This window comes from Stenotrophomonas veracruzanensis (assembly GCF_032911525.1).
Classification (GTDB): Bacteria; Pseudomonadota; Gammaproteobacteria; order Xanthomonadales; family Xanthomonadaceae; genus Stenotrophomonas; species Stenotrophomonas africana.
Window position 1 is genome coordinate 93,183 of sequence record NZ_JAWJTI010000010.1, and the last position, 22,942, is coordinate 116,124.

Annotated in this window: 24 protein-coding genes; 13 read left to right on the forward strand and 11 right to left on the reverse strand. The window is 64.2% G+C overall.

The features are described 5' to 3' along the window. Window positions 1–15: 15 nt before the first annotated feature. From R1H25_RS09540 to R1H25_RS09550, 3 genes are read right to left on the reverse strand one after another with little or no spacing between them, the layout of a single operon-like run. On the reverse strand, window positions 16–210 hold the full coding sequence (locus tag R1H25_RS09540; RefSeq protein WP_317223442.1) for a GNAT family N-acetyltransferase: 195 nt from the start codon (window positions 208–210) through the stop codon (window positions 16–18). A 30-nt stretch (window positions 211–240) separates the two neighbouring features. After that, on the reverse strand, window positions 241–744 hold the full coding sequence (locus R1H25_RS09545; protein WP_317223443.1) for a hypothetical protein: 504 nt from the start codon (window positions 742–744) through the stop codon (window positions 241–243). Between the two features lie 14 nt (window positions 745–758). After that, on the reverse strand, window positions 759–1,292 hold the full coding sequence (locus tag R1H25_RS09550; RefSeq protein WP_317223444.1) for an ArsR family transcriptional regulator: 534 nt from the start codon (window positions 1,290–1,292) through the stop codon (window positions 759–761). Between R1H25_RS09550 and R1H25_RS09555 the strand changes: the two genes are divergently transcribed. After that, the gene (locus tag R1H25_RS09555) at window positions 1,274–1,777 is read left to right on the forward strand and encodes a DUF2938 domain-containing protein (RefSeq protein ID WP_317223445.1); all 504 of its coding nucleotides are present in this window, start codon (window positions 1,274–1,276) and stop codon (window positions 1,775–1,777) included. The genes R1H25_RS09550 and R1H25_RS09555 overlap by 19 nt on opposite strands. 41 nt (window positions 1,778–1,818) lie before the next feature. Continuing rightward, window positions 1,819–2,622: an APH(3')-II family aminoglycoside O-phosphotransferase gene (locus tag R1H25_RS09560; RefSeq protein ID WP_317223446.1), complete on the forward strand. Its 804-nt coding sequence runs from the start codon at window positions 1,819–1,821 to the stop codon at window positions 2,620–2,622. Here the strand turns inward: R1H25_RS09560 and R1H25_RS09565 are convergent. Continuing rightward, window positions 2,595–3,020: a DoxX family protein gene (locus R1H25_RS09565; RefSeq protein WP_057500940.1), complete on the reverse strand. Its 426-nt coding sequence runs from the start codon at window positions 3,018–3,020 to the stop codon at window positions 2,595–2,597. The genes R1H25_RS09560 and R1H25_RS09565 overlap by 28 nt on opposite strands. Window positions 3,021–3,163: 143 nt before the next feature. Between R1H25_RS09565 and R1H25_RS09570 the strand changes: the two genes are divergently transcribed. The 3 genes from R1H25_RS09570 to R1H25_RS09580 all read left to right on the forward strand — a co-directional run bounded on the left by R1H25_RS09570 (window position 3,164) and on the right by R1H25_RS09580 (window position 5,892). Next, window positions 3,164–3,754 (forward strand): TetR/AcrR family transcriptional regulator, encoded by a 591-nt coding sequence (locus tag R1H25_RS09570; protein ID WP_317223447.1) that lies wholly within the window; start codon window positions 3,164–3,166, stop codon window positions 3,752–3,754. Then, window positions 3,751–4,785, forward strand: coding sequence for a heparan-alpha-glucosaminide N-acetyltransferase domain-containing protein (locus R1H25_RS09575; protein WP_317223448.1), 1,035 nt, complete (start codon window positions 3,751–3,753; stop codon window positions 4,783–4,785). The genes R1H25_RS09570 and R1H25_RS09575 overlap by 4 nt, the downstream gene beginning before the upstream one ends. A gap of 99 nt (window positions 4,786–4,884) precedes the next feature. Next, entirely contained in the window at window positions 4,885–5,892 is a 1,008-nt protein-coding gene (locus R1H25_RS09580; protein ID WP_317223449.1) for an aminoglycoside phosphotransferase family protein, read from the forward strand. A 175-nt stretch (window positions 5,893–6,067) separates the two neighbouring features. Here R1H25_RS09580 and R1H25_RS09585 read toward each other — a convergent pair whose 3' ends face one another. From R1H25_RS09585 to R1H25_RS09615, 7 genes are all read right to left on the reverse strand, one after another. Next, window positions 6,068–6,955 (reverse strand): DMT family transporter, encoded by an 888-nt coding sequence (locus tag R1H25_RS09585; RefSeq protein WP_317223458.1) that lies wholly within the window; start codon window positions 6,953–6,955, stop codon window positions 6,068–6,070. 32 nt (window positions 6,956–6,987) lie between these two features. Further along, window positions 6,988–8,049 (reverse strand): UDP-N-acetylmuramate dehydrogenase, encoded by a 1,062-nt coding sequence (murB, locus tag R1H25_RS09590; RefSeq protein WP_049449686.1) that lies wholly within the window; start codon window positions 8,047–8,049, stop codon window positions 6,988–6,990. A gap of 8 nt (window positions 8,050–8,057) precedes the next feature. Beyond that, a complete protein-coding gene (locus tag R1H25_RS09595; protein WP_057500944.1) occupies window positions 8,058–9,113 on the reverse strand; it encodes a quinone-dependent dihydroorotate dehydrogenase in 1,056 nt (351 codons plus the stop codon). Window positions 9,114–9,122: 9 nt separating this feature from the next. After that, window positions 9,123–9,893: a class I SAM-dependent methyltransferase gene (locus R1H25_RS09600; protein ID WP_208043677.1), complete on the reverse strand. Its 771-nt coding sequence runs from the start codon at window positions 9,891–9,893 to the stop codon at window positions 9,123–9,125. A gap of 4 nt (window positions 9,894–9,897) precedes the next feature. Continuing rightward, the gene (locus R1H25_RS09605; RefSeq protein ID WP_107379488.1) at window positions 9,898–10,182 is read right to left on the reverse strand and encodes a DUF4190 domain-containing protein; all 285 of its coding nucleotides are present in this window, start codon (window positions 10,180–10,182) and stop codon (window positions 9,898–9,900) included. Between the two features lie 177 nt (window positions 10,183–10,359). Beyond that, window positions 10,360–11,169, reverse strand: coding sequence for an SDR family NAD(P)-dependent oxidoreductase (locus R1H25_RS09610; RefSeq protein WP_317223450.1), 810 nt, complete (start codon window positions 11,167–11,169; stop codon window positions 10,360–10,362). A 40-nt stretch (window positions 11,170–11,209) separates the two neighbouring features. Further along, complete coding sequence (locus tag R1H25_RS09615) at window positions 11,210–12,742, reverse strand: aldehyde dehydrogenase family protein (protein ID WP_012480007.1); 1,533 nt, start codon at window positions 12,740–12,742, stop codon at window positions 11,210–11,212. 427 nt (window positions 12,743–13,169) lie between these two features. Between R1H25_RS09615 and R1H25_RS09620 the strand changes: the two genes are divergently transcribed. From R1H25_RS09620 to R1H25_RS09655, 8 genes are all read left to right on the forward strand, one after another. Continuing rightward, window positions 13,170–14,627, forward strand: a complete 1,458-nt coding sequence (locus tag R1H25_RS09620; protein WP_317223451.1) for an undecaprenyl-phosphate glucose phosphotransferase — start codon at window positions 13,170–13,172, stop codon at window positions 14,625–14,627. Between the two features lie 153 nt (window positions 14,628–14,780). Continuing rightward, window positions 14,781–15,215: a low molecular weight protein-tyrosine-phosphatase gene (locus tag R1H25_RS09625; protein ID WP_057496647.1), complete on the forward strand. Its 435-nt coding sequence runs from the start codon at window positions 14,781–14,783 to the stop codon at window positions 15,213–15,215. A gap of 53 nt (window positions 15,216–15,268) precedes the next feature. Beyond that, window positions 15,269–17,479 carry a polysaccharide biosynthesis tyrosine autokinase gene (locus R1H25_RS09630; RefSeq protein WP_317223452.1) on the forward strand — a complete coding sequence of 737 codons (2,211 nt, stop codon included), beginning with the start codon at window positions 15,269–15,271 and terminating at the stop codon, window positions 17,477–17,479. Window positions 17,480–17,620: 141 nt separating this feature from the next. Continuing rightward, on the forward strand, window positions 17,621–18,787 hold the full coding sequence (locus tag R1H25_RS09635) for a nucleotide sugar dehydrogenase (RefSeq protein ID WP_317223453.1): 1,167 nt from the start codon (window positions 17,621–17,623) through the stop codon (window positions 18,785–18,787). A gap of 38 nt (window positions 18,788–18,825) precedes the next feature. Next, entirely contained in the window at window positions 18,826–20,211 is a 1,386-nt protein-coding gene (locus tag R1H25_RS09640) for a hypothetical protein (protein WP_317223454.1), read from the forward strand. A gap of 26 nt (window positions 20,212–20,237) precedes the next feature. Next, window positions 20,238–21,440 carry a glycosyltransferase gene (locus R1H25_RS09645; RefSeq protein WP_317223455.1) on the forward strand — a complete coding sequence of 401 codons (1,203 nt, stop codon included), beginning with the start codon at window positions 20,238–20,240 and terminating at the stop codon, window positions 21,438–21,440. After that, window positions 21,437–22,732: a hypothetical protein gene (locus R1H25_RS09650; protein ID WP_317223456.1), complete on the forward strand. Its 1,296-nt coding sequence runs from the start codon at window positions 21,437–21,439 to the stop codon at window positions 22,730–22,732. The genes R1H25_RS09645 and R1H25_RS09650 overlap by 4 nt, the downstream gene beginning before the upstream one ends. Continuing rightward, window positions 22,725–22,942 (forward strand): hypothetical protein (locus tag R1H25_RS09655; protein WP_317223457.1); only part of this gene is annotated, 218 nt, incomplete at its 3' end. The genes R1H25_RS09650 and R1H25_RS09655, both read left to right, overlap by 8 nt.

Here is a 22,942-nt window from a genome sequence, read left to right on the forward strand (position 1 = left end):
GGTACTGCGGCAGCCTCAATCGGCTGCCAGAACGGTGTCCCAGTCGGCGAACGCACGCAGGCCGCTGCGCTCGGCGGTAATGATCGAGGCGGTGTTGTCGAGCTGACAACGGTACTGAGGCTGCAGCCCGGCCGCCTGCGCGGACACCGCCATGGCGTGTACCAGCTGGCGCGCGTGCCCGCGACCGCGGGCCTCGGGGAGGGTCAGCACGCCCATGTCGGCCAGGGCTGGATCCAGGCTTCACGGGTACATGCTTCCTGCGGCAACCAGCCGCTCGCCATCGAAGGCGCCGAACACCTGCCAGTGGTCCAGCTCGACCCAGGCGGCGTCGAGATCCTCTTCGCTGGCGCTGGCCTGGAACACGTCGAACACGGCTGCGTCGGCCGGGCCGAGACGGCGGATATGGGAGGGTGCAGGGCGCGCGGCCAGGATCGCAAGTTCTGCGGCAGGGAAGTAGAAGACACGATCCGCGCCATGCGTGCGCTGGCCGAGCTGCTGCAGGCGCTGTTGCAGCTGCGCCAGCGTCCAGTGCGGTTGCACGTGCAGTTGCAGGCGAGCCGCCAGGGCAGGGCGCAGCAGGGCGCGCGCAGGGCCGACGAGTGGCTGCAGCAGCATGCCGTCCTCGCCCTCATCGAAATCATCGCTGCACGCCAACTGCAGCAATGGATCATCCTGCAGCGTGCGCTGCCCGGAGAACACGCCGCGCCAGGTCGCATCGATCGACGGGGCAAACACATCATCCATGACCGGTATCTCGCTCAGTGCCGGGGCAGGTCCACCTGCAGGCCGGCGGCCTTCCATTCGGGGTAACCGGCAGCGAGCCGCTGCGCGGTCAGTCCGGCCTCGCGCAGCATCGCCACCGCATCGTTGGACAGCACGCAGTAGGGACCGCGGCAGTACGCGACAATGTGGACGGCACGCGGCAGTTCGTCCATCCGTGCGCGCAGTTCCGTAACGGGAATGTTCAGCGCGCCGGGCAGGTGGCCCAGATCGAATTCCTCGCGCGGCCGCACATCCAGCAACACCACGCTGCTGCGTTGTTCCAGCAACTGCTCCATGGTCAGTCCTTGCAGTGCATCGCGGCGCTGCAGGCTGTCGTGGATCACGCCGTGCATCTCGCTGCGCTGGTGGTCGGCATAGTCGCGCAGCGCAGCCAGCAGGCTACCCAGCGGACCCCCACCACTGCGGTAGAGGATGCGCTTGCCATCGCGGCGGGTCTGTACCAGGCCGGCACGCCGCAGCTGCTGCAGGTGCTGGATTGAAGGCGTGTGATATGCCTGTCGTGGCGACATTCGTGATGGATGCGGTAGTAGTCGGTGTGGGAGCAACCGCGGTGATGGACCTGTGGGCGCTGGTGCAGCAGCGGTTGTTCGGCATTCCCTCGCTGGATTTCGCGATGGTGGGCCGCTGGCTGGGGCACCTGCCACGCGGGCGCTTCCGCCACGATGGCATCGGCCGCTCGGCAGTGATCAGTGGCGAGCGCGCGCTGGGGTGGACCGCGCATTACGTGATCGGAGTGGTCTTCGCCGCGTTGCTGCTGGCCGTGGTAGGGAGCGATTGGGTGCAGGCACCGACCCTGTGGCCGGCGCTGGCCTTCGGCATCCTCAGCGTTGCCGCGCCGTTCTTCATCCTGCAGCCGGGCATGGGTGCCGGCATTGCCGCTTCAAAGACCCCGGCGCCGGGCAAGGCGCGCCTGTGCAGCCTGGTGGCGCACAGCGTGTTCGGCGTAGGCATGTACCTTTCCGCGCTGCTGTTGGCCGCGGTCCGTGCAGGATGAGCGAGAATCCGTGGGGTCACCGGCAACAGGAACACCGCGGCATGGAAGCACCCAATCCCTTCACTGATGGCCTGCCGCTGCCCTGGGCGTGGCGGGAAGCGTTGGCCAATGCGCGCATCGAGCGGCAGTCGATCGGCGTGTCGCGCGCGGATGTTGCCCGTGTGCATCGGCCAGGCCAGCCCGATGCCTTCGTGAAGTCGGAAGTGATCGACGCCTTCAGTGAGCTCGGTGATGAGATCGCGCGCCTGCGCTGGCTGCAGGCACAGGGACAACCGGCGCCAACGGTGATTGCCACCACCGAAGAAGCGGGCCGGCGCTGGTTGCTGATGAGCGCGCTGCCCGGCCACGATCTGGCCTCGTCGCCGGAACTCGCGCCGCAGGAGCTGGTGGAACTGCTGGCCGACGCGCTGCGTGGGCTGCACGCGTTGCCGGTGGCAGCCTGTCCGTTCGACCAGCGACTGGCCTCGCGCCTGCAGGCCGCGCAGGCAAGGGTGGAGGCGGGCCTGGTCGACGCCGATGACTTCGATGACGAGCGCCTGGGCCAGAGCGCACAGCAGGTCTTCGCCGAACTGTGCAGCACCCGGCCCGATCATGAAGATCTGGTGGTCAGCCATGGCGATGCGTGCCTGCCGAACCTGATGGTGGCCGAGGGACGTTTCAGCGGTTTCATCGACTGTGGACGACTGGGCGTGGCCGACCGCTACCAGGACCTGGCGCTGGCCGCGCGCAGCCTGGTCCACAACTTCGGCGACACGCGTTGGGTCGCGCCGTTGTTCCAGCGCTACGGCGCGGTGGCCGACGAGCGCCGGCTCGCGTTCTACCGGTTGCTCGACGAGTTCTTCTGAGCCCGCGCATGGCTGGCGATGGCCGCGCAGATCAGGCCGCCGACCACGCTCAGGTGCTCCAGCGCGAAGAACAGGGCCAGCTGCTGTTCCGCACCGTGCTTGGTCCAGAAGGTATGCACGATGACGATGGTCAGCAGCAGGAACACCGCCAGCGCGCCGGCGCCCAGCCAGAGCAGGCGATCAAGCAGCAGGCACAGTGAGCCACCCAGCAGCACCACGGCGCTGGCGAGGTTGAACAACACAGGCGGTTGCAGCCCGGCCGCCTGCATTTCGGCCACGCTGTTGTCCCACGCCAGCAGCTTGGCCAGGCCCGAGGACACGAACACCACGGCCAGCAGCAGTCGGGCGAGGAACCACAGCACGCGGCTGTCGAGCAGGGGGGTGATCATCCGTGGCATGCAGGAACTCCGGGTTGAGCGTGGGACAGGCCGCGCAGCATCGGGCCTCAACCGCGGTTGAGGTCAAGGCTGGCTGAACGGAGCCCGACGGTGATCAGGTTGTTGCCTTCTAAGTGGACGAACGTTCGTTCACTATTTACACCATGAACCGAGCCGACCGCAACGAGCAACGCATTGCGCAGATTCTGCAGGCCGCCCTGCAGTGCTTCCTCGCAAAGGGATTCCACCAGACCAGCATGCGTGACATCGCGCAGGCGGCCGGTGTCAGCCTGGGCAATCTCTACAACCACTTCCCGGGCAAGGAAGCGATCATCCTTGCCGTGGCGGTGGCCGAGAGCGAAGAACTGGCACCGTTGCTGCAGCGACTGGCCGCGTCCGATGGCGAGCGCGCACAGGTGCTGGTGTTCCTTCGGGACTTCCACGCACTCTGCCGGCAGCCGGAATGGGCGACGCTGGCCGTCGAAGTGCTGGCCGAGAGCGCACGCAATCCGGCCGTGGCCAAGGCATTCGCGGCCAATCGCAGGCAATTGCAGGCGACCCTGGCCGAAGCCCTGCAGCAGGTGGCACAGCGCGAACGTCGGCGTCCCGTGCTGGCGCCGGCACTGCAGGCGCAGGTGCTGCTGGATGCCATCGAAAGCGATGCGCTGCGTCGGGGGCTGGGCGAAGCCGATGGCAGCGATGAGGCTTCGCTGGATCCTGGCCTGCTCGCGCTGCTGCTCGGGGCGCGCGCATGAACGCCGCTGACCGGCGATTGCACGGCCTTGATCTGGCGCGTTACCTGGCGCTGGCCGGCATGGTGCTGGTCAACTTCCGCCTGGCGATGGCCGTGCCCGCAGAGGGAGAGGGTTGGTTGGCAGGGTTCTTCCATCTGCTGGAAGGCAAGGCCTCGGCGACCTTCGTCACCCTGGCCGGTCTTGGCCTGGTGCTGGCCACGCAGCGGCAGGGGTGGTGGCCAGCCAGTGTGCAGACCTGGCGCCGCGCACTGTTCCTGCTGGTGCTGGGCCTGCTGAACCTGACCCTGTTCCCGGCCGATATCCTGCACTACTACGCGGTGTATTTCGGGTTGGCGGTGCTGTGGCTGCGGGCCTCGCCGCGGGTGTTGCTGGCCAGCATCATCGCTCTGGCGGCCGGTTCGTTCTGGGCGTTGCTGCACTGGGACTACAGCCAGGGGTGGAACTGGCAGACGCTGGAGTACGCCGGTCTTTGGCACTGGCCGGGCGCGGCCCGCAACCTGCTGTTCAATGGCTTCCATCCTCTGCTGCCGTGGCTGTGCTTCTTCCTGCTGGGGATGTTGCTGGCACGCCTGCAGCTGTCGCAACCGCGGGTCCAGCGCGCGCTGCTGGTACTGGGCCTGCTGCTGATTGCGGCTGGACATGGCGTGCAGCAGCTTGCGCAGGGAACGCCCTGGCAGGTGTGGTTGGGAACGCAGCCGATGCCGCCGGGGCCCGCCTATGTACTCACCGGTGCGGGCGCGGCGTGCAGTGTCATTGCCGCCTGCCTGTGGCTGACACGTGTGCGACCGGGTGACTGGCTGGAACCGTTCACCGCGGCCGGGCGCATGACCCTGACCCTGTACGTCGGCCACATCCTGCTGGGCATGGGTACGCTGGAAAGCCTGGGCCTGCTCGATGGCAGTGCATCGCTCGCGTCGGTGCTGCTCTGGGCACTGCTGTTCCTGATGCTGGCGACCGGCGCGGCATGGCTGTGGTCGTGGCAGTTCGCACGCGGCCCGCTGGAGACGGTGATGCGGCGCATCGCAGGCTAGTTCTCCGGTCGTGCCGAGGCGATGTTGTGACGGACATGTCTGTGTCGTGGCGAGCGCATCTGCGATAGTGGTGGCAGGTAACACTTTCCGCTTGCATCCATGTCATTCGCTTCGGCGCAGCATCTCGGCGAAGTCCTGCAACAATCCTATGGCATCACCCCCACCGCCGTGGTGCCACGCCCGGTGGGCGCTGACGCCAATGCCAGCGTGTATCGCGTCGATGCGCGGCACGGGCAGTGGTGGTTGAAATGCCGCACCTACCAGGTCGACCCGGCCGTGTGGGACAGCCTGCATTGGTTGCGCGGCACGCTGGGGATCGATGAGATCGTCGCGCCGTGGCCGGCACTGACCGGTGGTGCGTCGGTGCAGCGCTGGGGATTGCAGTTCACCCTGTTCCCTTATGTGGAAGGCCAGTCCGGGTTCGAGGCGGCGTTGAGCCGCACGCAGTGGAAACGGCTGGGGGAGGTGCTGCGGCGCCTGCACGGCGCACAGCTGCCGGCGGAACTGCAGCGGGCGCTGCCGATTGTCCGGCTGGAAACCGCGGCGCTGGAGACCGTCGGGCAATGGTTGGCCGGCGAAGACCTGGCGGCCGCGAAGGACGGGCTGGGCCGCGCATTCGTTTCGGTATGGGACCAGCAGCATGCGCGCATCGCGGCGCTGCATGCGCAGGCACGGGAACTGCTCGCGGCATTGCAGGACGTGCCGGTAGACCTGTATCTGTGCCACACCGATCTGCATGCCGGCAACCTGCTGATGGGCAATGACGGTGGCCTGCACCTGATCGACTGGGATGGCCTGTCGCTGGCACCGCGTGAGCGCGACCTGATGTTCATCGGTGCTGCCGTTGGTGGGCGCTGGGGGCGCGAGAATCCGCTGGGCTTCGAGGAGGGCTACGGCAGCGACCGCGGCGACCCGCGCTGGATCGCCTGGTACCGGCATTGGCGCATTCTGCAGGACCTGATCGAGTTCCAGCAGGTGCTGCTGGGCAGCGATGGGGAGGAGCGTTCGCCGCAGTTGCGCCGGCAGTCACTGCATTACCTGGGGGAGCAGTTCGCACCGGGCAATGTGTTCGATGCGGCGGAGCGGGTGTATCGCGCGCTGGATTAGGTTCTGGGCCGTTGCCAGCATCGCCCCGGGTAGAGTCGACTATCGCGCGCAGCGCGGTTTCTGCCCGCTCCGAACGAAAAGCAGTCGACCAACAGTCGACTCTACCGATGGCCTGTCCATGCACGACCCGTGGCTTGCCCGTGCAGGCCCCATGGCTTGTCCATGCAGATGGTTTTCATTCTGCGGGCTTGGCTGCTGCCGAGGCAGCAGCACTTGCGGCGCGGCGCGACAACACGGCCTCGCGATGGGCGATGTACGCGTTGGCGGCGAGGATGATGCCGGCACCGATGATCGTCCAGCGGTCCACCGTTTCGTTGAACAGCAGCCAGCCGCATAGCGTGACCAGCGGCAGCTGCAGGAAGCTGATCGGGGTCAGCGCCGAGACTTCGCCCAGCCGCAGCGCACGCGTCCACAACAGCTGGCCGACGGTGCCGAGCACGCCGGTGGCCAGCAGCCACAGCCACGCCATGCCGGTGGGCCAGACCCAGACGAACAATGCCGGGACCAGCGACAGCGGTACCCAGAACACGTAGGTATAGAGCACCACGGTGTCCGCGTTGTCGATACGGGTCAGCTGCTTGATCTGGATCGCCACCAGCGAGCTGAGCACGGCCGCACCGACAGCGACCAGGCTGCCGGCCGTGAAGCCGGCAGTGCCGGGGCGGACGATCACCAGTACACCGATGAAGCCGACCACGACTGCGGCCCAGCGGCGCACGCGCACGGTCTCGCCCAGCCACAGCACGGCGGCGATGGTGACGAACAGCGGCGTGGAGTACGAGAGCGAAACCGCCTGCGCCAACGGCAGGTGGCCCAGTGCCCAGAACGCGCACAGCATCGAGCCCAGGCCGATCGCACTGCGCACGAAATAGCGCGGCAGCTGCCGGGTCTTCAGCGGCGCGTGGCCGGGACGCAGCAACATCGGCAGCAACGCGAGCAGACCGAAGGCATTGCGGAAGAACGCCACTTCCTGGGTCGGCACGTAGCGCGTGGCATAGCGGATGGCCACCGCCATCAGGCCGAATGCCATGGTGCTGCCGAGCATCAGCAGCGCCGCCCGCATCGGGGTGGCGCTGGGGGAAAAGGCGGGGGTGTTCACCACTGTGCGCCGAGCAGGCGGGGCTCCGGTTCGATGGGCACGCCGAACTTTTCCAGCACCGAAGCGGAAATGCGGCGCGCCAGTGCCAGCAGCTCGGCGCCGGTGGCGTTGCCGTGGTTGACCAGCACCAGTGCGTGGCTCGGTGCAACACCGGCATCGCCTTCGCGGAAACCCTTCCAGCCGCAGGACTCGATCATCCATGCCGCCGAGACCTTGCGCTTGTCCTCGCGGTCTGCCGGGAACACCGGCAGTTCGGGGAAGTGCTGCAGCAGCACGTCCACCTGTTCCAGCGGCAGCACCGGGTTCTTGAAGAAGCTGCCGGCGTTGCCCAGCACATCCGGGTCGGGCAGCTTGCGGCGGCGGATCGCAATCACCGCGTTGGCCACGTCCACTGCGCTCGGCAGCTCCACGCCCTGTGCCTGCAGCTCCTCGCGGATGCCGGCGTAGTCCATGCGCAGATCGTGCAGCAGCGGCAGCTTGAGCTCGATGGCGGTGATCAGGTAGCGATCCGGCTGCTGCTTGAACACGCTGTCGCGGTAGGCGAAGCCACACTGTTCGTTGTCCAGCCGCACCCAGGCCTGCTCCTGGCAGTCCCAGGCTTCAACGGCCTGGATGAACTCGCCGACCTGCGCACCGTAGGCACCGATGTTCTGGATCGGCGCGGCACCGGCGGTGCCGGGAATCAACGCCAGGTTTTCCAGGCCGGACAGGCCTTCCTGCAGCGACCACATCACCAGGCCATGCCACGGCACGCCGGCGCCGGCGCGGATCACCGCATGGTCGGCGCGATGTTCCAGGAAACTGATGTCACGGTTGCCGAACACCAGCACGGTGCCCGGCAGGTCTTCGGCGATCAGGACGTTGCTGCCGCTGCCCAGCACCAGCAGCGGGCCACTGGCCACGTCGGGCAGCGCGAGCACTTCCGGCAGCAGTGCGGCATCGTGCAGTTCCAGCAGCTGGGCTGCGCTGGCCTGCACATGGAAGGTGTTCAGCGCCTGCAGCGGCGCATTGCGGGTGAGCGTCCAGCGCAGCGGGGCGTTGCCGTCGACGGTATCCATGGGCGCGCTCACAGTGGGGCCACCGCGCCGCGGCTCGGCGCTTCGCGGCGGCGGCGGATCGCCTCCACGCATTCGGAGACCAGGGCTGGGCCACGGAAGATCAGGCCGCTGTAACACTGCACCAGCGCGGCACCGGCCGCCATCTTGGCCGCCGCATCTGCACCGGACAGGATGCCGCCGACGCCGATCAGCGGCACCGATTCGGGCAGGCGCGAACGCAGGCGGCGCAGCACCAGCGTGGACTGCTCCAGCACCGGCGCGCCGGACAGACCACCGGCCTCGTTGGCCAGCGGATCGCCGGCCACCTTGCTGTGGTCGATGGTGGTATTGGTGGCGATCACGCCGTCCACCTGCAGCTCGCCCAGCACGCGGGCAGCGGCGTCGATGTCGCGCTCGCTGAGGTCGGGCGCCACCTTCACCAGCATCGGCACGCGGCGGCCGTGGCGGGCAGCAAGGTCTTCCTGGCGGTCACGCAGCTGGCTGACCAGCTGGCGCAGTGCGGTCTCTTCCTGCAGTTCACGCAGGCCGGCGGTGTTGGGCGAGGAGATGTTGACGGTGATGTAGTCGGCCAGCGGATAGACCTTGTCCAGGCAGGCGATGTAATCGTCCACGGCCTGTTCGTTGGGAGTGTCCTTGTTCTTGCCGATGTTGATGCCGAGCATGCCGCGGCGGTTGCGCGCGCGTTCGACATTGCGTACCAGCGCGTCCACGCCCGCATTGTTGAAGCCCATGCGGTTGATGATCGCGTTGTGCGCCGGCAGGCGGAACAGCCGCGGCTGCGGATTGCCGGCCTGCGGGCGCGGGGTGATGGTGCCGATCTCGACGAAGCCGAAACCCAGCGCGAACAATGCATCGATGTGCTCGCCATTCTTGTCCAGGCCGGCGGCCAGACCGACCGGATTGGGGAAGGTCAGCCCGAACACCGTGCTGGGCATCGGCGCGATGCGTGCGGCCAGCAGCGGCGTGGTGCCGGTGCGATAGGCCAGGTCCAGTGCGGACAGGCCGAGGCCGTGGGCGCGCTCGGCGTCGAGCGAGAACAGGAAGGGGCGGGCAAGCGAATACATGCGTAGGTTTCAGTCCAGCGTGCCGAGGAAGGCTCGGGTTCGATATTCAAAAGCGACCTGGCCGTCGACCGCGTGGGCGGCGAACAGGTCCTGCAGAGCGTCGATCATCAGCGCGTGGCGCGGATGACCAGATTGCGGGGCATAGGAGGAGGACAGCAGGCGCCCGCGCAGGGCATCGAAATCCAGATGCTGTACGTTTGGCAGCTCCACCCTGCCGCGCAGACCGGGGCCGAACCAGGCCTGCATGGTGGCATCGTCCTGGTAGCGCTCGGCCACGGCGGTGTAGTCGGTACCGTAGTCCAGCAGCAACTGTTCGTAGCCGATCAGGAACGGACTGGCATCGAGCAGTCGTGAATTCCAATAGATCAGTGCCAGGCCACCCGGACGCAGGATGCGCTGCCACTCGGCGCGCACCGCCACGGTGTCGAACCAATGGAAGGCCTGCGCGACGCTGACCAGATCAACGCTGGCATCGTCCAGGCCGGTGGCCTCGGCGCGGCCATCGACGGCGGAAAAGTCCGGATACTGTGGCGCCAGCCACTGTTCGGCGGCGGCGCGCATGGCGGCATTCGGCTCGACCGCCACCAGCGGATGACCGCTGGCCAGAAACTGGCGGCTGGAGATACCGGTGCCAGCACCGATGTCGGCCACCCGGGCCTCGCGGCTGACACCCATCGGGCCGTGCAGCCATTCCAGCAGGGCCGGCGGGTAATCGGGCCGGTAGCGGACGTAGTCGGCGACGCGGCTGCTGAAGCGTTCAGTGCTGTCGGAGGCGGTCATGGCGTCAGTTCGACACCGCCGCCAGCCACGCCAGGCCACCGAAGAACAGGATGAAGACCAGGATGGCGGCAAGCGCGGCGCCGACCATCACCCAGCCCAGTACCAGGCCGGTGACGGCCAGGCCATCGCCTTCCAGTTCATGCGGGCGGCGGCGGATCTCGGCGCGGGCCATGTGGCCGGTGATGATGGCCACGATGCTGGCCACGAAGGGCAGGACGGTCCAGCTGGCGATGCCCATGACCAGGCTCACCACGGCCAGGGCGCTTGTCTGTCGGGGTGCCACGCTCATCGGGGTCCTCCTTGGCAGTGTGCACATGATAGTGCCTCTGCCCGGGCAATCCCATGCCCGGCGGATGCGAGGGCAGGCGTCGACCTTGGTCGACAAAGGGCAATTCAGCAGGGTAGGCGTCGACCTTGGTCGACGAAAGGCATGCCAACCAAGGTTGGCAGCTACCGGGGGCCGGTATCAGCCCATCAACACCTGGCCGCCATCCACGTTGAGCACGCTGCCGGTGACCCAGCGCGCCAGCGGCGAGCACAGGAACAGGGCGGCATCGGCGATCTCGCGCGGGTGGCCGAAGCGGCCGAACGGAATCTTCGCCAGCGTGCCGTGGTACAGGTCGGGGTCTTCGACGCGGCGGCGATCCCACAGGCCGTCATCGAACTCGATGGAGCCCGGTGCGATGGCGTTGACCCGGATGCGGTCCTTGGCCAGGGCCAGTGCCTGTGAGGTGGTGTAGTGCGAAAGGGCGGCCTTGGCAGCGGCATAGGGTGCGCCACCGGGACGCGGCTGCTGCGCGGCAATCGAAGAGAGGTTGAGGATGCAGGCGTCGCCGGACGCACGCAGCCATGGCAGGGCCAGGCGCGAGGCCCGAACGGCTGCCATCAGGTCGATCTGCAGGCTGGCGGCCCAGCCGTCCTCGTCGTCGGCCATGCCGTAGCCGGTGGCGTTGTTGACCAGCACATCGATGCCGCCGAGTGCACCAGCGGCGGCCTGCAGCCAGGCCTGGATCTGGCCGGGGTCGGCCAGATCGGCGGAAAACGTGTGCAGCTGGAAGCCCTGTGCCAGTGCATCGGCGCGCAGGGCATCCAGGCCGGCCTGGCCGCGGGCGCAGACCGCGACCTGCGCACCGGCGCCGGCAAAGGCCAGCGCCATTTCACGACCAATGCCCTTGCTGCCGCCGGCGATGAGCACGCGGCGGCCGGTGAAATCAATCACCGGCTTGCCAGCCTGTAGCGCCGAGCCATGCTCGGCGGCACTTCCTGAAGTGTTCATGGCCCGTCCTGCCGAGCATGGCTCGGCACTACAGATAGCGTTACAGGTCGAACTTGATGCCCTGGGCCAGCGGCAGCGAATCCGAATAGTTGATGGTGTTGGTCTGACGGCGCATGTAGACCTTCCACGCGTCCGAACCGGACTCGCGGCCACCGCCGGTGTCCTTCTCGCCACCGAAGGCGCCGCCGATCTCCGCACCGGACGTGCCGATATTGATGTTGGCGATGCCGCAGTCGCTGCCGGCCGCCGACAGGAACTTCTCGGCGGTCTTCAGGTTCTGGGTGAAGATCGAGGACGACAGGCCCTGCGGCACGCCGTTCTGCATGTCGATGGCTTCGTCGAGGGTGTCGTACGGCATCACGTACAGGATCGGCGCGAAGGTCTCGTGCTGGACCACGGCGTCGCTGTTCTTCAGGCCGGAGACGATCGCCGGCAGCACGAAGTTGCCTGCGCGGTCGATGCGGGTGCCGCCGGTTTCGATGGTGCCGCCGGCGGCCTTGGCCTGGGCGATGGCATCGAGGAACTGCTGCACGGCGCCGTCGCTGTTCAGCGGGCCCATCAGGTTGGCGGCATCGGTCGGGTCGCCGATCTTGCCTTCCACCTGCTTGTAGGCCTTGACCAGGGTGGCCAGCACGTCGGCGTAGATCGAGCGGTGCACGATCAGGCGGCGGGTGGTGGTGCAGCGCTGGCCGGCGGTACCGACCGCACCGAACACGATGCCCGGCACGGCCAGCTTCAGGTCGGCGGTTTCGTCCAGGATGATGGCGTTGTTGCCGCCGAGTTCCAGCAGGCAGCGGCCGAGGCGGCGTGCGACCTTTTCATTGACGGTGCGGCCGACCTGGGTCGAGCCGGTGAAGCTGATCAGCGGCACGCGACGGTCATCGACCATCTTTTCCGACAGCGCGGTGCCGGCATCGTTGATCAGGAAGAAGATGTCCGGGAAACCGGCTTCGCGCAGGGCGTCGTTGCAGATCTTCAGCGAGGCGATGGCGGTCAGCGGCGTCTTGTTGGACGGCTTCCAGATGCACACGTCGCCACAGATGGCCGCCAGGAAGGAGTTCCAGCTCCACACTGCCACCGGGAAGTTGAAGGCCGAGATGATGCCGACCAGGCCCAGCGGGTGGTACTGCTCGTACATGCGGTGGCCGGGGCGCTCGGAATGCATGGTGTAGCCGTACAGCATGCGGCTCTGGCCCACGGCGAAATCGGCGATGTCGATCATCTCCTGCACTTCGCCATCGCCTTCCGGCTTGCTCTTGCCCATTTCCAGCGCAACCAGGGAACCCAGGGCGTCCTTGTGCTTGCGCAGTGCTTCGCCGCACAGGCGCACGGCTTCGCCGCGGCGCGGGGCCGGCGTGGTGCGCCAGATCTTGAAGGCTTCCTGGGCGCGGGCGACGACGGTCTCGTACTCGGCCTCGGTGGTCGCGCGGACCTGCGCGATCGGCTCGCCGGTGGTCGGGTTGACCGGGGTGATCAGCTCACCGCTGGTCGCGCTCGACCACTCCCCGTTGCCCAGGTACGTGCCAGCGTTGATCGCGTCCAGGCCAAGGGACTTGAGCAGCTCGGAAGACATGCAGACTCCTGTGTTTCGTTACGTTGTTTGGCGCCATCGCGGGCAGGTGGGGGACGCGATGAACAGAACCGCCGATGGTAGCAGAGGGCGGTGCGCCGCTTTGATGCGGTGCGGGGCAGGGGGCGGCGACCCGGGCGTCAAGCGGTTGGCATCATGTGAAGATGAGTTGACGGTTTGTGACGCAAGGTGACGCATGTCGACACCCTGCGAAACAAACAAAAATAGTAATGGTTCTAATTACTTAGGTCTGTGCGAGGCGGAAAGTGGTCGCCATTGAGTGACCGGGTTCCTATCTTTTGCGCGTGACATCATTCACAATCCCCGCACATTTAATTGACACAACCTCGACATTTCCGTGCGGGCTGGGGAGTCCCGCGCGCGACAGCGAGCCGCTCGCTGTCGGGTCGGGTAGACATGGAGAAGTGCTTTGCTACATGGATCCGTAGAAGACCTTCCCGCCGAGCGGGCCCGGGCGGGTCGCCGCCGGGTCGAGGCCCGGGCGGCCCTGGAACTGGGGCTGCGCCTGGGTGATCTGTTGCTGCTGCCGGGCATGGCGGTGCTCTCGCACCTGCTGTGCTACGCCACTGGGGCGCCCAATCCCTCGCAGCGCATCGTGTTCGGCGCGGTGATTCTCAGCGCCATCGTCTGCTTCTCCATTGCTCCGGTCTATCGCAATTGGCGAATGCGCGGCCTGCTCGCCGACCTGTGGTTGCTCCTGCTGGCCTGGTCCAGCACGTTCGCCCTGTTCTCGCTGTACGCGGTGCTGGTCGGCCTGGGTGACTCGGTGCCGGTGCGATGGCTGGTGGGCTGGTATTTCACCGGGCTGGCCTCGATGGCGACCGTGCGCGTGCTGTTGCGGGTGCAGTTGCACCGGCTGCGTTCGCGTGGCCTGGATCGGGAGCGCGTGTTGCTGGTGGGCCTGCGGGCGCCGGCCCTCAGGCTGCACCGCCTGCTGCGCGGCAAGCCCGAGCTGGGCAAGGAAGTGGTCGGCTATTTTGCCAGTGCCGGCGACATCGCCACCCGCCGGGGCGGTGACGCGCCGCGTCGCCTGGGCGCCCTGGGTGACGTTTCGCAGTACATGGATCTGCACCGGGGTGAGTTCGACCAGGTCTGGGTATCGATGCCGATGGGCGACACCGGGCCGATCAAGGACATGCTCAAGCAGATCGAGCGCTTTCCCGTGCCTGTGCGCCTGATCCCCGATACCACCGGTCTGGGGGCGTTGAATCCGGGGGTGCATCAGGTGGGCGATGTGCCGATGATCGGCGTTCGCCAGGGCCTGGCCGACCATCGCTTCCGGTTGTTCAAGCGCGTCGAGGACATCCTGGTGGCCGGCGTCGCCGTGGTTCTGTTGTCGCCGCTGTTCCTGGTGCTGGCAGTGGGGGTGAAGCTCAGTTCGCCGGGCCCGGTGTTGTTCCGGCAGCGGCGTCATGGGTTGGGTGGCAAGGAATTCTGGATGCTCAAGTTCCGCTCCATGCGCGTGCATGAAGAGGACGTGGGGCAGTTGACCCAGGCCACGCGCGGCGATCCGCGGGTTACCCGGTTCGGTGCGTTCCTGCGCCGCAGCAGCCTGGATGAGCTGCCGCAGTTCTTCAATGTGCTGGGCGGCAACATGTCGGTGGTGGGGCCGCGGCCGCACGCGATCCAGCACAACAACCACTACGAGCGGGTGATCGAGCGCTACATGCATCGCCACTACGTCAAGCCGGGCATCACCGGCTGGGCGCAGGTGCACGGGCTGCGTGGCGAGACCCCCGAGCTGCGCTCGATGAAGAAGCGCGTGCAGTACGACATCGACTACATCCGACGCTGGAGCCCGACGCTGGACGTGCGGATCATCGCGCTGACCGTGCTGAAGGTGCTGGGCCAGAAGTCGGCGTATTGAGCTGGCCGATATGCGGAACTGCGACGTAATTCCATGAATCTGTTGGCGATTTCATCGCCTGTAATGCGCTTGTAAGGTATCCTGTGCGGCTGCCGCCGGCCGACGCTTGTTCTGGTCGCGCGCGCCGCAAGGAATGCCACAGGATCCAGGTCAGTGTTCAAGAACGTTCTTTTTGTATGTGTAGGCAACATCTGCCGCAGCCCTTCGGCTGAAGTCATGCTCAGGCAGGCCGTGGCCGGCAGGGGCATCCAGGTGTCTTCGGCGGGCCTGGGCGCGCTGGTGGGGCACGGCATCGATGCCACCGCGCAGGAGCTGCTGGCGGAGCGGGGCATGGATGGGTTGGCCCACCGCGCCCGCCAGATCGATGACGCCATCCTCGGCGCCGCCGATCTGGTGCTGACCATGGAGCGCAAGCACGTACGCCGCATCGCCGAGATTGCGCCGCAGGCGTCGGGCAAGACCTTCCTGCTGGGCAAGTGGCAGCAGGATCGGGAGATTCCCGATCCGTACCGCCAGCAGCGTCCCGCGTTCGAGCATGTCTACACGCTGATGGCTGAAGGCGTGGAGAGTTGGGCGCGTCATCTGTAGTGCTGACCTCTCATCCCTGACCGCACCTACATCCAATTGAAGAGTTCTTACTGATGACCACCGATACTCGCAGTCCGGCGCAGGACGATGCCGATGAAATCGACCTGCGGCAGTTGCTCGGCACGCTGGTTGACCACAGATGGTGGATTGCCGGAATTACGGGGACGTTCTTCGTCATCGCGGTTGCCTATGCCTTGTTGGCGACGCCCATCTATCGTGCCGATGCGATCGTGCAGGTTGAATCCAAGGTGCCGAGTCTGCCAGGGCTCTCTGATATCAGTCAGTCGCTCGGCATCGGAGGGGGCACGGCGGAGGCGACAACCGAAATCGCGCTCATCACTTCTCGTTCGGTGGTCGGCAGCGCAGTCGATGCGCTGAAGCTGGATATCACCATCGAGCCCAACCGCTTCCCGCTCCTGGGAGGCTACGTTGCGCGCAAGGCAGAGCGTGCAGATCCGGACGCTCTGGCTGATGTGCGCTTTGGCATGAGCCGTTTCGGCTGGGGCGGCGAGAAGCTGGAGATCTTCCAGCTGGATGTGCCGCGCGCGCTGTTGGCGCGACCGATGACTCTGGTTGTCGGCGAGAACAGCAGCTATGAACTGTTCGACGAAGACGACAATCCTCTGTTGAAGGGGAAGGTCGGCGAGTTCGCCAGCGGCAAGGGGGTGACCGCGCAGGTTGCGGAGATGCGCGCGCATCCGGGTATGCGCTTTGAAGTGACCCGCCAGCGCCACCTCACGGTGGTGGGAGAGCTGCAGAAGAAGGTTGCTGTAAGTGAGTCGGGCAAGGAGTCAGGTATCCTGACGCTGGCCTATGAGAATGCGGATCCTGATCTTGCACAGCGTTTCCTGCAGCAGGTCGCCCAGGCCTATGTGCGGCAGAACGTGGAACGAAACTCGGCCGAGGCCTCTGCCCAGCTGACCTTCGTGAAGGAGCAGTTGCCCAACGTGCGCAATCAGGTGGACGCCGCGCAGAAGGCGCTGAGTGCCTACCAGACGCGTGCCAACTCCGTGGATCTGAGCCTGCAGACCAAGGGACTGCTGGATCAGGAGGTTGCTGTGGAGACCAGCATCCAGCAGCTGCGCCTGCAGCAGGCGGAGATGGATCGCAAGTTCACGCGCGATCATCCGGCGTACCAGGCGCTGATGCGGCAGATTGGAGAGCTGGAGGGCCGGAAGAGCGGATTCCAGGGGCAGGTGAAGCAGTTGCCTGAAGCGCAGCAGGAGCTGCTGCGGCTGACGCGCGACCTTCAGGTCAGCAATGAAATGTATACCGGCATGCTGAATCAGGCGCAGCAGCTGGATGTCGCGCGCGCTGGCACGGTGGGCAATGTGCGCATCGTCGATGCGGCCGAGGTGGATGCATCAACACCGGTGAAGCCCAGAAAGGCACTGGTTGTTCTTGTTGGCACCCTGCTCGGTGGCTTCCTATCGATTGCCTTTGTACTCCTGAGGCAGATGCTCAACCGTGGCGTCGAGGATCCGGCGCAGATCGAGGAGCTGGGATTGCCCGTCTACGCGTCGATCCCGGTAAGTGCGCAGCAGCAGAGCGACTCGGTGCGAGGCAAGTTCCGCGCCGATGGCAAGCTTCACCTGCTGGCCATCAAGGATCCTGCGGATCTTGCGATCGAAGCCGTGCGTAGCCTGCGAACCAGCCTGCACTTCGCCCGCCTGGAGGCAAAGAACAACATTGTCCTGATCTCGGGCGCCAGCCCGAACGCAGGCAAGACGTTCGTCTCCTCCAATCTCGCCGCAGTGATCGCCCAGGCGGGTCAGCGCGTCCTCATCATCGACGCAGACATGCGAAAGGGTACCCTGCATAAGGCGTTGGGTGCAGTGCAGTCGCCTGGCCTCTCTGATCTTCTGGTGGGCAAGGCAGATCTGGCGCAGGTTGTGCGGACGCTGCCGGGCATCGACAGCCTTAGTTTCATTACCCGTGGTGAGGTTCCGCCGAACCCGTCCGAGTTGTTGATGCACGCCAACTTCACGCAGCTTCTTGAGGCACTGTCGCCGCAGTACGATCTGGTAATTGTCGATACGCCGCCGATTCTTGCTGTGACCGACGCGGCAATCATTGCGCATCACGCCGGCACGTGTCTGATGGTGGCGAGATTTGGACTAAATCAGGCGAAGGAGTTGGCGCTAGCCAAGCATCGTTTTGAGCAAAACAACGTTCGAATCAAGGGGGCGATCTTCAACGCTGTGCAGCGTCGTGCTACGGGCTATTACAGCTATGGCTACTACGAGTACAAGTCTTCAACCTGACTTCGGCTGAAGATGGACGCGGAGCCGTGATGTTCGGCTCCGTAGTCGTTCATGACGAGGTGCTGTTGTTTCGATAAGGGAATGAATGCTGCCTGCGCGCTGAGCTTGAGCGGTGCTTGGGTGGAGTAGGGAGCATTGGATATGAAGATCGCGGTTGCAGGGATGGGATACGTCGGCCTGGCCAATGCTGTGCTTCTTGCTCAGCACAATTCTGTCGTCGCGCTGGATGTGGACGCGGCAAAGGTGGAGGCGATCAACAAGCGCCGTTCGCCCATCGAAGACGTTGATATCCAGGGCTTTCTGGACCGAGGGACCTTGGATCTCCGCGCGACCGTGGATAAGGAATCGGCTTATGCCGGCGCCAGGCTCGTCATTATTGCAACGCCGACGGACTACGATCCGGATACGAACTTCTTCGACACGAGCTCGGTCGAGGAGGTCATCCGTGATGTGCTGGAGATCAATCCGTCCGCGACGCTGATCGTAAAGTCCACCGTACCCGTGGGGTTTACCGATCGTGTACGTGCTGAGCATGCAGGCATGAAGATCATCTTCTCGCCGGAGTTTCTTCGCGAGGGTCGCGCCCTGCACGACAACCTCTATCCCAGCCGCATCATCGTGGGTGAGAGTTCGGAGCAGGCCACGGAGTTTGCGTCACTTCTTTTGCAGGGGGCTGCGACGGATAACGTTCCCGTTGTCTTCTGCGGAGCAGCTGAGGCAGAGGCCATCAAGCTGTTTGCGAACACATATCTGGCGATGCGCGTGTCCTACTTCAATGAGCTGGATACCTATGCGGCCTGCCATGGTTTGGATGCGCGTCAGATCATTGATGGCGTGTGCCTGGATCCCCGGATTGGAGAGCACTACAACAATCCCTCCTGTGGCTATGGAGGCTACTGCTTGCCAAAGGACACGCGACAGTTGCTGGCGAACTATCGCGACGTTCCACAGAATCTCATCCAGGCCATCGTGGCGTCCAACTCGACCCGCAAGGACTTCATTGCTGCGGAAGTACTTCGCTCCAATCCCAGAGTGGTGGGCATCTACCGTCTGGCGATGAAGGCCGGGTCGGACAACTTCCGTTCGTCCAGCATCCAAGGCGTCATGAAGCGAATCAAGGCTAAAGGCGTTGAGGTGATTGTCTATGAGCCCACCATCGTCGCCGATGAGTTTTTCCGGTCCAGAGTGTGCAGGGACCTGGGTGAGTTCAAGCGCACTGCTGACGTGATCATTGCCAATCGACGCCACCCTGATCTAGACGATGTGGCAGGCAAGACATACAGTCGCGATCAGTTCGGGGTCGACTGATGCAGGTAGCTGCTGGAAGCGTGCGAGCCGGAACATCGATGTTGATGCTGGTCTCGCTGGTCCTCGCCAACCTGGCGAGTCTTGGTATCCAGTTCGTGATACCGAGGCTGCTGGTCCCGGAGGAGTACACGCGTTTTGCGATGATGTGGGCGTCGGGCCAGCTTGCGGCTGCTGTTCTTTTCGAATGGCTGCGGATTGGCGTGGTCCGTTATTCCACAAGTGACTCTCGCGATCCACGGCAGTTGCCTGAAGCCCTTGGCGCACTTTACCTGGGCGTTCTGGGTGTGGCGGTAGTCCTGGCGGTGCTGCTTCTGGTAACTGGCGATGCTGGGGGGGCAATCTTCACTGCGGGCTTCATCCTCTTCTACGCATGTGCTCAAGGGGCATTCGATGGTCAGCAGGCCAGCCTGAGGGCCAGCTTTCGCAATGTTCGCTTCTCCATTACCTGGATGGCGCGAAGCATCCTGTCATTCATCCTTACGCTTGCCGCGGCGTCGACGTTCTCTGATGGCAGGTTCGCACTTGCGGGCCTGATCATTTCCTTCCTGGTTGCCTCGCTGTTCGCCGGATCATGCCCGCGCTCACTTCGGTGGCCCGCGCGATCGAGCGTGATCTTCCTGATGAAGTTTGGATTGTTCGCTGCTGCCGCAGGGATGATCTCGTTTGCGCTGCCACTCGCCGCGAGATACGCGATGGTGCATTACGCAGGTGGAGCTGAGTCGGCAGGCGCCTTGCTGGCAGTGGATATTGCACAGAAGATCCTGATGGCGCTCGGAACGGCGATCAATCTGGTGCTGCTCCAGCCGGTAATTGGTCGCGTCAATCTTGATCCGGTGGAAGGCAGGCGTCACATGGCCGGCCACTTGGTCAATGTGGTGGCGCTCTTCTCTGCCGCCATGGTTGTGCTGCTCTATGCGAATCGTGTAATGGTGACGTATTTCGTGCCACCTGCATTCCTTGATTCCTACTCGAAGGTTTCGCTTCTCGCGGTCATCTCAGTCGTGCTTGTTTGCTTGAAGAGCTATGGACTCGATGCATTGTTCGCCATCGGGGGCAAGACGGTCTACTCGGTAGCTACCAGCGCATTGGCGTTGATCCTCTTCGTACTCGGATGCGTTGGTCTGTACGCGACCCAATCCATCGGTCTGGTCAGCATCCTGATCGCCTTGCTGCTTGCGTTGACCGCGGGTGTCATTCTGGCTGCCTGGCTCGCGGCCTCCAAGCTGTCAATGAAGCTTCCGTGGGCCAAGTTGTCAAGGATCCTCCTGGTCACCTTCGTTGCCCTGGCTGCCTCCTACTGCCTTGCTGTGTATGCAGGGCCTGTTGTCCAGATGTTGGGAATGGTGATGATCGTGCTCGTCATTCTTTGTGGCTATCGCTCGCTTGGTGTAGGCGGGCCCAAGCAATGGTTGGGCCATTCGTGAGCTCGCAGGAAAGAGGTGGAGATGAGATGCGCAGCGATCCTGATCGTGTAGGCGAACAGACGGATTGCGTGGAGAACCCGGTTTCGTCCCTCAACGTCCTGATCTTCACTACGGATGTCCACGCCGGTGGGATCAAGGCATCCACCCTTCGCCTTAGGGAGATGCTGGCTGACGGCGTCTCCAATGTGAGCATCCTGTCCTATGAGCCCGCAGAAGAGGGTGGAGAGGCGGACTATTCCCTCGGTCTTCCGCTGGTGCGGGAGTTCCAGGCCAATGCGCGGTGGGATTATGACCTTCGCCGCGCCATGGGTATCCTGGTGGCTGTGCTTCGATTCCGCAGGCTGATGCGGAATGAACGCTTCGATGCAGTTGTTTCAATGTCGTATGGTCCGAGTATCGTCGCGTTGATGGCGAAGAAGCTCGGGCTTGACTTCAAGCTCGTCGTTTCCGAGCGACAGGATCCTTCGCGGGATCTTGCTGCCGGCTGGCGAAAGCGCCTAGTGCGGAGTTTGTGTGGTTGGATGTACCGCGGGAGTGATCTCTATCACTGCAATTCCCCAGTTGCTGCCGAACGCGCCCCAGTTCTCTTCAAAGTGTCGCCGAAGAAGACACTTTACATCCCCAATGGATACGATTTCTCGCAGCTGGATGAGCAGTCCCTTGCTCCGCCAGTTTCGGCGATATCCGGGCCATACGTTGTGTCATGCGGTCGATTGAATGAACAGAAGGGGCAACACATCGCCATTGCTGTTTTCGCCGGAATGGCGAAGCTGGGTTACAAGGGCGTACTGGTGTTCATTGGTGACGGCAGCTTGAGAGAGTCTCTGGAGGCACGTGCTGAAATGAGTGGGGTATCGGACCGAGTGGTGTTCCTCGGAGCGGTGGACAACCCCCTTCCGTACTTCCGCCAGGCCGATCTCGTGCTTGTCACTTCCTTGTGGGAGGGATTCGCCAATGTGCCCGTTGAGGCGATGGCTGTCGGCGGAAGGGTGATCAGCACGCGTTGGAGTGGGGCCAAAGAAGTGCTTCAGGACGCAGCCGACTTCTTCTCGTCCGATCTTGACGCACTTGATCGATGCGATAAGGCCGCAGTGGCAATAGCGTCAATCGAGGCCATGGCTGCGATCACCGAATTGCCCCGACTCGCTGCCGTCCAGTCTTTGCGCGAGCAGTACGGATACGCGGGGACATCGCGCAGGTTCGTCGCGGCCATCGAGGGCCTTAAATGATCAGGATCAGGTTTGTCAGCTGGCTTGGTCTTCTGGCGATAGTTCTGTTGCCCGTTTTCAAGATGTCGTTTGTCCCTGTCAGTTACAGCCCGCCGTCGCTCATCCCGGCAGCACTGCTTGGCATCGTCTTCTTCTTCGGTTCGCGTGGAAGGATTGAGCGCGCCGACGTGGCGACAATCTGTTTTGTGCTCTACGTGGTCCTGGTCAGTTTCATCTTCCTGGGCGTGAAGGACATTGGCGTGGATCGCGTCCTGAGAGGAATTCTGCCTGTTCTAGCGGGGCTGGCCGCCTTTCTTGGTTTCCGCTACTACTTCAGGTTCGTCTCTATCGATCAGTACCTGAACATTCTTCGTTCCGTGCTGAAAATCGTGCTGTGCTATGGAATCTTCGAGATCGTCGCCATCTACCTGGGTATTGGTGGCATGTTTCGCGACGCACTGGCGCTTGCACTGAGCGGAAATGCAGGGTCGCGGGTGCAGCTGTTTACCTCCGAGGCATCCTGGGCCAGCCTCTATCTTGTGTTCGCATTCCCGCTGCTTGGCCGCTTGTCCTGGATCTATCGCGGGATGTGGTTGATGCTTTTTGCCGCCACTTTCTCTCTCTATGGCTTTGCGACGCTGGTCATCGGATTGATCGGATACCGCCTTCTGATGGGGCGCAGCTTCACCAGGACCCTGTTTCAGGTGCTCCTCATTGGGGCAGGTACCTTGTTGGTGGCATATGCGGTGAAGCTGATCGTGTCCAATCTCGCATCTTCAGGGGACCTTCCTTACTACTTGACACGCATCATCAAGCTCGACGAGGCGTCGACCGTTGAGGCATCGCTGCTGGAGTCCCTCGACGGATCCGTCTTTGTGCGCATCATGTATCCCGTGTACGCGTTCCTTGTGTCGCTTTCATATCCGTTCGGAATGGGCGCAGCGATGTATCCGTTCAGTTTCAATGACGCGATGTCATGGTTGCCGCTGAATCATGTTGCGTATCGAAATTTCGAGATCATGGGCGACATCTCGTCGGTCTCGGCTGATCCGCGCAATCTGTATGTGGGCATCTACGTGATGGGCGGGTTGCTGGGGCTGGCGTATCTCATCTTCATGCTCAACCGCGTTCGTCGAGATTTCGGCCTCATCAAGCGCTTCGGTTCTCCGGCCGAGAAGCTGGTGGTTCTCCAGCTGGTGCTCATGGGCGCCGCTTGCCTTCAGTTTGGCTCATTTGCCTTCGTGCTCCTGTGGATCCCGCTTGCCGCAGTACTGACCATTTCACGTGGCATAAGGATGGTGCGTCATGGCTAAGGCCGTCTTTCTCATGACCAGGCCGTTCCTTCCTGTGGTCGGCGGCCGCGAGCGCATGCTGCGCCAGCACCTCGAGTACCTGGTTGGTCGGTTCGATGAAGTGATGGTCATCTGTTTCAAGGGGCGGGGCGAGGCTGTTGATGTTGAGCGGTACCGGCGGGAGTTCCCCTCGGTGGCGTTCCATTTCACCAGTTATCCGGGGGGGGGGGT

Excerpts from the sequence above, each read along its gene's own strand:
- R1H25_RS09600 (WP_208043677.1), bottom strand. The coding sequence starts at position 9,893 with ATGACCGCCTCCGACAGCACTGAACGCTTCAGCAGCCGCGTCGCCGAC.
- R1H25_RS09560 (WP_317223446.1), top strand. The coding sequence starts at position 1,819 with ATGGAAGCACCCAATCCCTTCACTGATGGCCTGCCGCTGCCCTGGGCG.
- R1H25_RS09575 (WP_317223448.1), top strand. The coding sequence starts at position 3,751 with ATGAACGCCGCTGACCGGCGATTGCACGGCCTTGATCTGGCGCGTTAC.
- R1H25_RS09630 (WP_317223452.1), top strand. The coding sequence starts at position 15,269 with ATGACCACCGATACTCGCAGTCCGGCGCAGGACGATGCCGATGAAATC.
- R1H25_RS09610 (WP_317223450.1), bottom strand. The coding sequence starts at position 11,169 with ATGAACACTTCAGGAAGTGCCGCCGAGCATGGCTCGGCGCTACAGGCT.
- R1H25_RS09565 (WP_057500940.1), bottom strand. The coding sequence starts at position 3,020 with ATGCCACGGATGATCACCCCCCTGCTCGACAGCCGCGTGCTGTGGTTC.
- R1H25_RS09650 (WP_317223456.1), top strand. The coding sequence starts at position 21,437 with ATGATCAGGATCAGGTTTGTCAGCTGGCTTGGTCTTCTGGCGATAGTT.
- R1H25_RS09545 (WP_317223443.1), bottom strand. The coding sequence starts at position 744 with ATGGATGATGTGTTTGCCCCGTCGATCGATGCGACCTGGCGCGGCGTG.
- R1H25_RS09580 (WP_317223449.1), top strand. The coding sequence starts at position 4,885 with ATGTCATTCGCTTCGGCGCAGCATCTCGGCGAAGTCCTGCAACAATCC.
- R1H25_RS09595 (WP_057500944.1), bottom strand. The coding sequence starts at position 9,113 with ATGTATTCGCTTGCCCGCCCCTTCCTGTTCTCGCTCGACGCCGAGCGC.
- R1H25_RS09635 (WP_317223453.1), top strand. The coding sequence starts at position 17,621 with ATGAAGATCGCGGTTGCAGGGATGGGATACGTCGGCCTGGCCAATGCT.
- R1H25_RS09605 (WP_107379488.1), bottom strand. The coding sequence starts at position 10,182 with ATGAGCGTGGCACCCCGACAGACAAGCGCCCTGGCCGTGGTGAGCCTG.
- R1H25_RS09555 (WP_317223445.1), top strand. The coding sequence starts at position 1,274 with ATGCCTGTCGTGGCGACATTCGTGATGGATGCGGTAGTAGTCGGTGTG.
- R1H25_RS09615 (WP_012480007.1), bottom strand. The coding sequence starts at position 12,742 with ATGTCTTCCGAGCTGCTCAAGTCCCTTGGCCTGGACGCGATCAACGCT.
- R1H25_RS09585 (WP_317223458.1), bottom strand. The coding sequence starts at position 6,955 with ATGCGGGCGGCGCTGCTGATGCTCGGCAGCACCATGGCATTCGGCCTG.
- R1H25_RS09645 (WP_317223455.1), top strand. The coding sequence starts at position 20,238 with ATGCGCAGCGATCCTGATCGTGTAGGCGAACAGACGGATTGCGTGGAG.
- R1H25_RS09550 (WP_317223444.1), bottom strand. The coding sequence starts at position 1,292 with ATGTCGCCACGACAGGCATATCACACGCCTTCAATCCAGCACCTGCAG.
- murB (WP_049449686.1), bottom strand. The coding sequence starts at position 8,049 with ATGGATACCGTCGACGGCAACGCCCCGCTGCGCTGGACGCTCACCCGC.
- R1H25_RS09570 (WP_317223447.1), top strand. The coding sequence starts at position 3,164 with ATGAACCGAGCCGACCGCAACGAGCAACGCATTGCGCAGATTCTGCAG.
- R1H25_RS09640 (WP_317223454.1), top strand. The coding sequence starts at position 18,826 with ATGTTGATGCTGGTCTCGCTGGTCCTCGCCAACCTGGCGAGTCTTGGT.